This is a genomic window from Achromobacter sp. Marseille-Q0513 (assembly GCF_018195695.1).
Taxonomy (GTDB): Bacteria; Pseudomonadota; Gammaproteobacteria; order Burkholderiales; family Burkholderiaceae_B; genus Achromobacter.
Map to the genome: position 1 here is coordinate 1 of NZ_JAGTJY010000202.1, position 10649 is coordinate 10649.

At 70.7% G+C, this 10649-nt stretch carries 10 protein-coding genes and 1 pseudogene; 6 read left to right on the forward strand and 5 right to left on the reverse strand.

Annotation, left to right across the window (positions count from 1 at the left end; all coding sequences use genetic code 11):
- From KDH83_RS26600 to KDH83_RS26615, 4 genes are all read left to right on the forward strand, one after another.
- Positions 1 to 857, forward strand: an 857-nt coding sequence (locus tag KDH83_RS26600; RefSeq protein ID WP_249205377.1) for an ABC transporter ATP-binding protein, incomplete at its 5' end; no start/stop codon positions are given.
- Positions 850 to 1554, forward strand: a complete 705-nt coding sequence (locus KDH83_RS26605; protein ID WP_212321208.1) for an ABC transporter ATP-binding protein — start codon at positions 850 to 852, stop codon at positions 1552 to 1554. The genes KDH83_RS26600 and KDH83_RS26605, both read left to right, overlap by 8 nt.
- Before the next feature lie 25 nt (positions 1555 to 1579).
- The gene (locus tag KDH83_RS26610) at positions 1580 to 2575 is read left to right on the forward strand and encodes an NAD(P)H-quinone oxidoreductase (RefSeq protein WP_212321209.1); all 996 of its coding nucleotides are present in this window, start codon (positions 1580 to 1582) and stop codon (positions 2573 to 2575) included.
- Positions 2572 to 3381, forward strand: coding sequence for an SDR family NAD(P)-dependent oxidoreductase (locus tag KDH83_RS26615; protein ID WP_212321210.1), 810 nt, complete (start codon positions 2572 to 2574; stop codon positions 3379 to 3381). The genes KDH83_RS26610 and KDH83_RS26615 overlap by 4 nt, the downstream gene beginning before the upstream one ends.
- 95 nt (positions 3382 to 3476) lie before the next feature.
- Here KDH83_RS26615 and KDH83_RS26620 read toward each other — a convergent pair whose 3' ends face one another.
- The 5 genes from KDH83_RS26620 to KDH83_RS26640 all read right to left on the reverse strand — a co-directional run bounded on the left by KDH83_RS26620 (position 3477) and on the right by KDH83_RS26640 (position 9718).
- Complete coding sequence (locus tag KDH83_RS26620) at positions 3477 to 4916, reverse strand: D-aminoacylase (RefSeq protein ID WP_212321211.1); 1440 nt, start codon at positions 4914 to 4916, stop codon at positions 3477 to 3479.
- 145 nt (positions 4917 to 5061) lie between these two features.
- Entirely contained in the window at positions 5062 to 6642 is a 1581-nt protein-coding gene (locus tag KDH83_RS26625; protein ID WP_212321212.1) for an ABC transporter substrate-binding protein, read from the reverse strand.
- 37 nt (positions 6643 to 6679) lie between these two features.
- On the reverse strand, positions 6680 to 7912 hold the full coding sequence (locus tag KDH83_RS26630) for a D-amino acid dehydrogenase (RefSeq protein ID WP_212321214.1): 1233 nt from the start codon (positions 7910 to 7912) through the stop codon (positions 6680 to 6682).
- A 93-nt stretch (positions 7913 to 8005) separates the two neighbouring features.
- Positions 8006 to 8932, reverse strand: coding sequence for a hypothetical protein (locus KDH83_RS26635; protein ID WP_212321216.1), 927 nt, complete (start codon positions 8930 to 8932; stop codon positions 8006 to 8008).
- Positions 8933 to 9055: 123 nt separating this feature from the next.
- Complete coding sequence (locus KDH83_RS26640) at positions 9056 to 9718, reverse strand: thiopurine S-methyltransferase (protein ID WP_212321219.1); 663 nt, start codon at positions 9716 to 9718, stop codon at positions 9056 to 9058.
- A gap of 152 nt (positions 9719 to 9870) precedes the next feature.
- On the opposite strand from KDH83_RS26640, the gene KDH83_RS26645 reads away from it, so the two are divergent.
- Both KDH83_RS26645 and KDH83_RS26650 read left to right on the forward strand, forming a co-directional pair.
- Positions 9871 to 10416: a sigma-70 family RNA polymerase sigma factor gene (locus KDH83_RS26645; protein WP_212321220.1), complete on the forward strand. Its 546-nt coding sequence runs from the start codon at positions 9871 to 9873 to the stop codon at positions 10414 to 10416.
- A pseudogene (locus tag KDH83_RS26650) lies at positions 10413 to 10649 on the forward strand (hypothetical protein); the annotation flags it as partial. The gene KDH83_RS26645 and the pseudogene KDH83_RS26650, both read left to right, overlap by 4 nt.

Sequence of the window (10649 nt, forward strand, 5' to 3'; positions counted from 1 at the left end):
GGGCGGGCGGGTCGGGCGGGTGGACGGGGGGCGGGCGGGGGCGCGGGCCCGCCGGGGGCGCGCCGGGCCGCCCGGCTCCGCCGCCGCAGCAGGCGGGGCCGGCGGGACCGGCGGCCGCCGGCCAGCCGGTGCTCAAGGCCGACAGGCTGTTCAAGAGCTTCGGCGGCCTGCGCGCCACCAACGACGTGTCGCTGACGCTGAACCAGAACGAGATCCTGGGCATGATCGGCCCCAACGGCGCGGGCAAGACCACGGTGTTCAACCTGCTGTCCGGCTTCCTGTCGCCGGACCAGGGTTCGGTGTCCATGCTGAATGCGCGCGGCGAGTGGGTCAGCTGCAAGACGCCGGATGCGTTCGCCCACCAGGGCCTGGGCCGCACCTTCCAGATCGCCAAGCCCTTCACCGGCCTGACGGTGCTGGAGAACATCATGCTGGGCGCGTTCATCCGCACGTCCAGCCGCGACGAGGCCGAGCAGATCGCGCTGCGGGTGGCCGAGCAGACCGACCTGACCCGGCACCTGGACACCGAGGCGCGCAACCTGACCGTGGGCGGCATGAAGCGCCTGGAAGTGGCGCGCGCGCTGGCGATCCAGCCGCGCATCCTGCTGCTGGACGAGGTGATGGCGGGCCTGAACCCCACCGACATCGAGAAGTCCATCCAGATGATCCGCCGCATCCGCGACTCGGGCGTGTCGGTGCTGCTGATCGAGCACATGATGCAGGCCACCATGGCACTGTCCGACCGCATCGTGGTGCTGAACGAAGGCGCGGTGCTGGTCAGCGGCGCGCCCAAGGACGTGGTCGAGAACCCCGCCGTCATCGAGGCCTATCTGGGCAAGGAGTATCAGGATGCTTAAGGTTTCGAAGCTGTGCTCGGGCTATGGCAAGAGCCAGGTGCTCAACGGCCTGGATTTCGAGGTGCGCGCCGGCGAGATCGTCACGCTGATCGGCGCCAACGGCGCCGGCAAGACCACCACGCTCAAGACGCTGTGCGGCGTGGTCGCGGCCACCGGCGGCAAGGTCGAGTTCGAGGGCCGGGACCTGACCAACCGTCCGCCCTTCGACATCGTCGACGCCGGCATCACCATGATTCCGGAAGGCCGCCAGCTGTTCCCGCACTTCACCGTGAAGGACAACCTGCTGATGGGCTCGTACAAGCGCGCCGCGCGCCCCATCGTGCAGCGCAAGCTCGAAGAGGTGCTGCAGATCTTCCCGCGCGTGCGCGAGCGGCTGGCCCAGTACGCCGGCTCGCTGTCCGGCGGCGAGCAGCAGATGGTGGCGATCGCGCGCGGCATGATGGCCGACCCCAAGCTGCTGGTGTTCGACGAACCCTCGCTGGGCCTGTCGCCGCTGCTGGTGCAGCAGATGTTCGACATCATCCGCGACGTCACCGCGCACGGCGTGACCGTGCTGCTGGTGGAGCAGAACGTGTTCCGCACGCTGCGCCTGGCCGACCGCGGCTACGTGCTGGAGAACGGCGCCATCGTGCGCGCCGGCACCGGCGCCGAGCTGCTCGGCGATCCCCATGTCAAGAAGGCCTACCTGGGCCACTGAACCTCACGCAAAGGAAACACGCGCCATGTCATTGCGCTGCGCTTACATCGACCACGGCAAGGGCGGCCCGCCCGACATCCTGCGCCTGGCCGAAAGAGAAATGGAACCCCCCGCCGGGCGGCAGGTGCTGATCGAAGTGGCCTACGCCGGCGTCAACCGGCCCGACGTGCTGCAGCGGTCCGGCTCCTATCCTCCGCCGCCTGGCGCCTCGCCCTACCTGGGACTGGAAGTGTCCGGCACGGTCATCGCCACCGGACCGCAGGCCAGCCGCTGGCAGGTCGGCGACCAGGTCTGCGCGCTGACGCCCGGCGGCGGCTACGCGCAATACTGCCTGGCCGACGAACGCCATTGCCTGCCGGTGCCGCGCGGCATGGACCTGCTGACCGCCGCCGCCATTCCCGAGAACTACTACACGGTCTGGACCAATGTGTTCGAGCGCGCGCGGCTGGCGGCGGGCGAGCGCTTCCTGGTGCACGGCGGCTCCAGCGGCATCGGCCTGACCGCCATCCAGCTGGCGCGCGCCTTCGGCGCCGAGGTCTGGACCACCGTGGGCAACGCCGAGAAGGCGGCGGCCTGCATCGAGGCCGGCGCGCAGCACGCGCTGATCTACCGCGACGCCGACTACGAGGACGCCATCCGCCAGGCCACCGGCGGCCAGGGCGTGGATGTGATCCTGGACATGGTGGGCGGCGCCTACCTCAACAAGAACATCCGCCTGCTGGCGCTGAACGGCCGGCTGGTGCAGATCGCTTTCCTGGAAGGCAGCAAGGCCGAGATCGACGCCCTGCCCATCATGACCAAACGCCTGACCGTCACCGGCTCCACGCTGCGGCCGCGCTCGGACGAGGACAAGGGCGAGATCGCCCGCGCGCTGGCCGAGCGCGTGCTGCCGCTGATGGAGCAAGGGCGCTGCCTGCCGCGCATCCACCAGGTCTTTCCGCTGGCCGAGGCCGCCGGCGCGCACGCGTTGATGGAAAGCAGCCGTCACATCGGCAAGATCATGCTGCAGGTGCGGCCATGAGCGCGGGCACGCATGCGGCCCCGGCATCCGCCACGTCCGGCGCAGCGCGCTTCGCCGGCCAGACCGCCATCGTCACCGGCGCCGTCGGCGGCATCGGCTCGGCCATCGTCGAGGGCCTGCTGGCCGAGGGCGCGCGGGTCGGCCTGATCGACTTCAACGGCCAGGCCGGCGACGCCTGGGCCGGCCAGCTGCGCGGCCAGGGCCGCGCGGTCTGCTTCGCCCAGGCCGACGTATCGCGCTACGAGGAATGCGAAGCCGCCTACGCCCGCATCAGCGACGAACTCGGCCCGGCCACGATCCTCATCAACAACGTCGGCATCTCGCCCAAGACCGAGGGGCGCGCGCTCAAGGTCTGGGAAATGGCGCCCGCCGAGTGGGACCGCGTGGTGTCGGTGAACCTGAACAGCGCGTTCTACATGACGCGCCTGGCGACGCCGCACATGGTGGCGCGGCGCCAGGGCCGCGTCATCAACATGTCCTCGGTGGCGGGCAAGGCCTATTGCGATATCGTGGCGGCGCACTACGCCGCCACCAAAGCCGCGCTGATCGGCCTGACGCGGCACTGGGCCGCCGAGCTGGGCGAGTACGACGTGACCGTCAATGGCCTGGCGCCGGGACGCATCAGCACGCCGCTGCTCAAGAGCGTGCCGCAGGAGATCAACGACGCCGTGGCCGGCGTGACGGCGCTGCGGCGGTTGGGCACGCCCGAGGAAGTGGCCGACGCCTGCCTGTTCTTCGCCTCCGACCAGGCCCGCTTCGTGACGGGCCAGGTGCTGGACGTGGCGGGCGGCTGGTTGATGACCTGAAAGGTCGAGATCTGAAGAAGTTGGCAACCTGAAAGTCGATGGCCTGAAGCGCGCGGACGCCGGTCGGAACACCGACCGCGCGTCCCTGCCCCGCATCAGGCCTGGCGGCGCAGCACCTGCCCCGGCCGCTCGCCGGTGGTCTTGCCGTCCTGCCATACCGGCCGGCCATTGGTCCAGACCGACACGATGCCCGCCGACGGCGCGATCGGCTGCGCGAAGGTGGCGCGATCGGCCACCTGCCCCGCGTCCAGCAGCACCAGATCGGCATGCGCGCCCTCGCGCAGCACGCCCCGGTCCGCCAGGCCGAAGCGCGCGGCGGTCAGGCCGGTCATCTTGTGGATGGCCTTTTCCAGCGGGAACAGGCCCAGGCCGCGCGCGTAGTGGCCCAGCACGCGCGGGAAGCTGCCCCACAGGCGCGGGTGCGGCGTCTCGTCATGAGGCAGCCCGTCGGAACCGACCATGGTTTCATCGAACTGCAGGATGCGCGCCACGTCGTCTTCGTGCATGCGGAAGTAGATGGCGCCGGCCGGTTGCAGGCGGCGCACGGCCTCCTCGACCGGGCAGCCCAGCTCGCGCGCGACCTCGTCCAGGTCGCGGCCCGAGAACTGCGGATGGGCCTTGGACCAGGTGACGATGACGCGGGCGGCGCCATCGACCAGCGCCTGCTCCAGGATGGTGGACGAGGCGTTGTACGGATAGCAGTCCAGGCAGACCGGTTGCGTTTTCATCTGCTCGGCGATGCGCGCCAGCGTCTGGACCGAGCGTCCGTGATTGGGCTGGCCCACCACCTTGTGGTGCGAGATCACCACCGGCACGCCCAGCTCGCGGCCGATGTGGAAGGTTTCCTCCAGGCAGTCCATCACCGTGTCGCCCTCGTCGCGCAGGTGCGTGGTGAAGATGCCGCCGTGCGCGCGCAGCGGCCGGCAGACCTCGATCACCTCTTGCGTGCTGGCGGCGCGCGACGGCGCGTAGGCCAGCCCGGTGGACACGCCGATGGCGCCGGCCTCCAGCGCCTCTTCGACGCGCGCGCGCATGACGGCGATCTCGGCCGGCGCGGCCTCGCGCTCCAGGTCCGGCACGGCGGCCACGCGCAGCGTGATGTGGCCCAGCAGCATGGCGCAGTTGGTGGCCGCCGGCTGCTCGCGCAGGGCCTGCAGATAATCGCCGTAGCGTTCGTAGCGGAACCAGCCGCCGTCGCCGTCCAGCAGGTCCAGCGGCGGCACCACGCGCGGCGGGCGCGGCGCCAGCGAGATGCCGCAGTTGCCGCCGATCACGGTGGTGACGCCCTGGCTGACCTTGGGCGCCATGGCGCCGTCGGACAGCATGGCGCGGTCGTCATGGGTATGGGCGTCGATGAAGCCCGGCGCCAGCACCAGGCCGCGCGCATCGATCTCGGCGCGCCCGCGCGCGCCGGCCAGGTCGCCGACGCGGACGATGCGGTCGCCATCGACGGCCACGTCGCCCTCGAAACGCGGCGCGCCCGTGCCGTCGACGATCTCGGCGCCACGGATCAGCAGGTCATGGATGGCGGACATGCGATTCCTTGATAGTCATCATTCGGGGCAATTCCTTGATAGTCGCCATTCGAGGCAAGGTCGCCCTGACCGGGGCCGCGCAGATCCGGCTCCGCCGGTCTGCTGCGGCGCCCCCTGGGGGGAAGCGCGCAGCGCTTCGGGGGGGTCATTTCCCGATATTCCAGAATAGCGTCACGGGCGCGTCCAGCACGCCCGACAGTTTCTTGCTGTAGGCCGCCGGAATCTGGAACTGCCCCAGCGGCGCCACCACGCCCTCGTCGATGGCCAGCTTCTGGATCTGCGCGGCGATCTGCTTGCGCTCGGCGGTGTCGGCGGCCTTGGCGTACTTCAGGCGCAGGGCCTCGATCTCGGGCACGTCCGGCCAGCCCGCCCAGGCCTTGCGACCGTTGGCGGCCAGCGTGGTGTTGCCGAACGGATCGCCGCTGGTGGCCAGGATGCTGTAGGTGGAGAAGATGTTCCAGCCGCCGTCGGCCGGCGATTTCTGGTTGCCCTGCTGCGACACCACGCTCTGCCAGTCCATGGCCTTCATCACCACCTTGAAGCCGGCCTTGCGCAGCGCCGCGCCCACCACCACCGGCTGCGGCGAGACCATGGCGATGTCGGACGGCTGCAGGATGACCACGGGCGTGCCGTCATAGCCGGCTTCCTTGAGCAGCGCCTGGGCGCGTTCGATGCGCGCCGGCACCACCCAGTCCTCGCCGTAGTTGTCGCCCATGGGATTGCCGCAGCCCATCACGGCGGCGCAGGTCCGGTAGTACTTGGGATTGCCCACCAGCGCCTTGAGCACATCCTCCTGGCTGACGGCGGCGATGGCCGCCTGCCGCAGCAGCTTGTTGTCGAACGGCGGGTACAGATGATTCATGCGGAAGTAGGTCCAGGCGCCCAGCTTGTCCAGCACGCGGACCTGCAGGTTGTCCTGGCCCTCGACCATGGGCAGCAGGTCGAACGGCACCTGCTGCATGAAATCGACCTCGCCGTTCTGCAGCGCGCTGACCGCCGTCATCTGGTCGGGCATGGCCACCCATTCGACCCGCTCCACCTTGACCACCTTGCCGCCCGCCGTCCAGCTGGGCGGCTCGGCGCGCGGCACGTAGTCCTTGTTCTTCTCATACACCACCTTCAGGCCGGGCTTGAATTCCGAGGCCACGAACTTGAACGGGCCCGAGCCGATGAATTCGGTGATGGGCTGGGCGCTGGGCGTGTCGGCGATGCGCTTGGGCATCATGAAGAGCGGACGCGAGCTGAGCTTGGCCAAGCCTTCCAGCAGCAACGAGGTGGGCTGCTTGAGCACCACGCGGAACTGCTTCGCGTCGACCGCCTCGATGCGGTCGATCAGCGTCATCAGCACCTGTCCGGTGGCGTCGGCGTCGGCCCAGCGCTTGATCGAGGCGATGCAATCCTCAGACGTGACCGGCGCGCCGTCATGCCACTTCAGGCCGTCGCGCAGCGTGAAGACGTAGGTCTTCCTGTCCTCCGACTCGGTCCAGCTGGCCATCTGCGGCTGCACCTTGAAATGCTCGTCGGTGCCCAGCAGCGTGTCGTAGATCATGTAGCCGTGGTCGCGCGTCATGAACGCGGTGGTCATCACCGGATCCAGCACCCGCAGCCCGGACTGCATCACGGCCGTGACCGTCTGCGCCTGCCCCTGCGCGGCCGGCGCGAGCGCGGCCGCCAGGGCCAGCAGCAGTGCGCCGGCCCCTTGCCGCAAGCGTCGTGTTTGTTTCATGTCGTTCCCCTTGTGTCGTTGGTTGTGCTGCTCGCGGCTACCACTGGAAAAGCGTATCGGATATGGGCGACGGCCGTCCGGCGATGCGGTCGGCCAGCACGCCGGCGCTGCCCGCGGCCAGCGTGAAGCCCAGCGCGCCGTGGCCGGCGTTGATCCACAGCCCGCGCACGGGCGTGCGGCCGATCAGCGGCTTGCCATCGGGCCGCGCCGGCCGCAGGCCGGCCCATGCCTCGGGTTCGCCGGCCGGCGCCAGGCGCGGCAGATAGCGCCGCACCTGCTCCTTGAGTTGATGGATCCGGCCGCCATCGATGCCCGCGTCACGATCGCCAATGTCGACCATGCCGGCCACGCGCAGCCGGTCGCCCAGGCGCGCGTAGACCACCTTGTTGTGCACGTCGCTCAGGCTGGTGCGCGGCGCGCGGCTGTCCGGTCCCAGCGCATAGGTCAGGCTGTAGCCCTTGAGCGGGTAGATCAGCGGCTGCAGGCCGGCCTGGCGGCACAGCGCCTGCGCGCCCACGCCATTGGCCACGACATAGGCGTCGGCCCGCATCTCGCCCGCGCTGGTTTCCAGCGCCTGGATCGCGCCGCCGCGCAGGCGCAGCCGCCGCACGCTCGTGCCCAGCCGCAGCCGCGCGCCCAGCCCGCGCGCCAGGGACGCGCACAGCGCCTGGCAATCGGCCGCGTCCTCGCTGGGCGTGTAGACGCCGCCGACCACGCGCTGGCCGATATCGGCCAGGGCCGGCTCCAGCGCCAGGCATTCGTCGCGACCCAGCGCATGCTGTTCGCAGCCCAGGCTGGCCTGGTAGCTCATCTGCGCGCGCGCGCCGGCAAAGGCGGCCGCGTCCTGATAGACCAGCAGCTTGCCGCTGGCGCTGAAGTCGCAGGACGGCGCGCCGTCTTGCACCAGCGCGCGCGTCAGTTGCCGGCTATGCAGGCCCAGCTGCAACAGCTCGGCGGTCGTGCGCGCGGCGGTGCCGCGGCGGCAGGCCGCCAGGAAACTCAGGGCCCAGCGCCATTGCGCCGGATCGGCCCGCAGGCGCAGGCGCAGCGGCGCGTCGCGCCGCGTCAGCCAGCCCGGCAGCTTGCCCAGCACCGAAGGATCGGCCAGCGGCGCGACGAAGCTGTAGCTCAGCTGCGCGCCATTGGCCTTGCTGGTGCCGACGCCGGCCTGCGCGGCCTCGTCCAGCACGGTGACTTCGTGGCCGTCGGCCAGCAGCGCGCGCGCCGTGGTCAGGCCGATGATGCCGGCGCCGATGACGATGATGTTCATCGGGCCGCCTCCGTCGAGATGGCGACGGCGAGGGCCGGAGCGATGAGGGCGGCAACGGCTGCTGTGGCAACGCGAGGCCGCGAGGCGAGCGGTTCAACCATTGCCATCCAGCCCCCGCATCAGCATGAAGTCCTGCGCCGCGCCGCCGCCCGGCCAGGCCTGGCCGTCGCGGATCTCGACATACAGTTCGGTGCGCGCATGGCCGATCAAGCGACCATCGCGCCAGATTTCCGCGCCCAGGTAGACCGCCGTGGCGCGCCGGCTCAATCCGGCCAGGCGCGGGTCGGCCGTCTCCAGGCCGATGATGCGCCCCGCCTCGTCCACGGTCACGCGGTCGCCGGTGGCGGCGCGCAACGGCAACGCCTGCTCCAGCCTCAGCCATTGCAGGACGCCGGCCTGCCCGGCCAGCCTGGCCCAGGCCAGCCCGCCCAGATCATCGGCCAGCGCGCCGCGTGCGTAGATGGAGTTGTGCAGCAACGCCACGCGGCCCTGCTGTCCCTGGCGCTGAAAGGCGCCCAGGTCGTCGCGCCGCGCCGCGCGCGCGCTGTTGCCCAGGCCCAGCCCGTCTTGCGCGTGCAGCGCGATCAGGCCCGCGTCCCATTCGGGATGCGCGGCCAGCACGGCGTCGACCGCCTGCTGCGGCGTCGCGCCCTCGGCCATCAGATCCAGCGCCATCCGGTTCAGCGGACGACCGTCGGCGCCCGGCTGGTTCGGCAGGCGATGGCCGGTGACCAGGCCCAGGCCGTCGGCGCCGGCCACGAATTGCGTCAGGGGTTCGGGGCGGTCGGGGCCGCTGGAAATGGCGGCCGCCGCGCGCGCGTCGCGCCAGGACGCCGGCAGGTCCAACGCCGTCACGCCGCCACGCTGGGTGGTCCGGTAGTGCAGCCGGCCGTGCTCGTCCAGCACGGCGAACACGGCAAAACCGCCGATGGCGCCACGCCCCAGCAGCTCGGCGCCCAGCACCGCGTCGAACACCGCCGCGCCGGCCTGGCCGCCCGCCGCCGCCACTCCTATCGTCATATCGCCCCCGAGATGATGTGACCATCAGGTCACAAAATCATGCTAGTGCGGCCGGGAACAAGACGGAAGCTCGGGAAAACCCGTTGCCCGCGCGGCGGCGGGCAACGGGGGAAAAGGAAAGCGTCAGGCGCGCTGCTGGCCCAGCCGGTACACCACGGTGTCGAGCCGGCTCACGCCCGCGGCCTGGAACTTGGGTTCCTTGTCCAGGATGTCGCGACGGTCGATGATGGCGGCCGGCGCCACGCCCTGGAACAGGGCCTGGGCCTCGCTGTCGGCGATGGCGAACGGCGGGCCGGGCATTTCTTCCTGCGGGTAGTCCAGCGTGATCAGCAGGCCGCGCCAGGACGGCGACAGCTGGCCGTAGACATGCCGCACATACGAGGCCCGCATGGATTCCGGCAGCGCCACCAGCGCGGCGCGGTCGTAGGCGCCGACGCAATGTGACAGGATCTGGGCATCCAGGTTGTAGATGTCGCCGCAGATGATCTCGATATTGCCCGCCACGTAGTGGCGGCCGTAGGACGACTCGTGGATCACGGGCCTGAGCTCGTTCTCGGCGAAGAACTGCTCCACCGCGAGCGGCGCCAGCTCCACGCCCAGCACCTCGTGGCCCTGGGCCGCCAGCCACACCATGTCCAGCGACTTGCCGCAAAGCGGCACCAGCACCTTGCCGCCGGCCGGCACATCCAGCCCGGGCCAATATTTCTGCAGCAGCGGGGTCACCCGCGTCTGGTGAAAATGAGTACGCCCTTCGCGCCAGCGCTCCAGCCAGAATTCCGCGTCCATGACTGCCTGCTCCTCCGGGGGTGGGATTCAAATGGGCCTTGCGGCTGCGCGCAGGCCGGACGTATCGGCCATTGTAGTTCGCCGCCGCGAGCGTGACGCGCGCGCGCCGCACCGGTATGCTGGAGCCCGCCTCGACCTGTCCCAGGGATCCGATGACCGACGTCCAGCATCTGCAGGCCTTGCTCGCGCAGTGCGCCGCCCAGCGCGAATCCGCGCTGGAGGAGCTGTACCGCCTCGCGTCCCCGCATCTGTATGCGCTCGCCAGACGTATGTTGAGAGACCCGGCCGCGGCCGAGGACGTGCTGCAGGAGTGTTTTCTCTCGATCTGGCGGCAGGCCGGACAATACCGGCCTGAGCAGAGCCAGCCCATGACCTGGATGACCCGCATCGTGCGCAACCGCTGCATCGACCGCCTGCGTCGCCCTGGCCTGGAAGTGCCGGATCCGGACGACGCGCTGACGCTGGCCTTCGCCGACGAATCGCCCGGCCCGCTGGCGCGCCTGGCGGCCAGCCGGGAAGGCAGCCGCCTGGCGGGCTGCGTGGGCGAGCTGGACGGCCCGCAGCGCGTCGCCATCGCCATGGCGTTCTTCGACGACCTGGCGCATCCCGATATCGCGGCGCGCCTGGACGCGCCGCTGGGCACGGTGAAGAGCTGGATACGCCGCGGCCTGCAGCGGCTCAAGAGGTGCATGGAATGAACTACAGCGACCCCGACCTGCAGGACCGCCTGGCCGCGGATTACGTGGCCGGCGTGCTGCGCGCGGGCGCGCGGCGCCGCTTCGCCGGCCTGCTGCGCGAGGACGCCGCGCTGCGCCAGCGGGTGCGTGACTGGGAAGAACGGTTGCTGCCGCTGGCCCTGGCCTTGCCGCCGCAGGCGCCGCCCGAACATGTCTGGACCGCCATCGCGGCCCGCATCCGCTCGCGGCCGGAG

Bases quoted from the DNA above. Each gene is read 5' to 3' on its own strand.
- KDH83_RS26625 (WP_212321212.1), bottom strand. From the start codon at position 6,642: ATGAAACAAACACGACGCTTGCGGCAAGGGGCCGGCGCACTGCTGCTG.
- KDH83_RS26620 (WP_212321211.1), bottom strand. From the start codon at position 4,916: ATGTCCGCCATCCATGACCTGCTGATCCGTGGCGCCGAGATCGTCGAC.
- KDH83_RS26645 (WP_212321220.1), top strand. From the start codon at position 9,871: ATGACCGACGTCCAGCATCTGCAGGCCTTGCTCGCGCAGTGCGCCGCC.
- KDH83_RS26615 (WP_212321210.1), top strand. From the start codon at position 2,572: ATGAGCGCGGGCACGCATGCGGCCCCGGCATCCGCCACGTCCGGCGCA.
- KDH83_RS26605 (WP_212321208.1), top strand. From the start codon at position 850: ATGCTTAAGGTTTCGAAGCTGTGCTCGGGCTATGGCAAGAGCCAGGTG.
- KDH83_RS26640 (WP_212321219.1), bottom strand. From the start codon at position 9,718: ATGGACGCGGAATTCTGGCTGGAGCGCTGGCGCGAAGGGCGTACTCAT.
- KDH83_RS26635 (WP_212321216.1), bottom strand. From the start codon at position 8,932: ATGACGATAGGAGTGGCGGCGGCGGGCGGCCAGGCCGGCGCGGCGGTG.
- KDH83_RS26610 (WP_212321209.1), top strand. From the start codon at position 1,580: ATGTCATTGCGCTGCGCTTACATCGACCACGGCAAGGGCGGCCCGCCC.
- KDH83_RS26630 (WP_212321214.1), bottom strand. From the start codon at position 7,912: ATGAACATCATCGTCATCGGCGCCGGCATCATCGGCCTGACCACGGCG.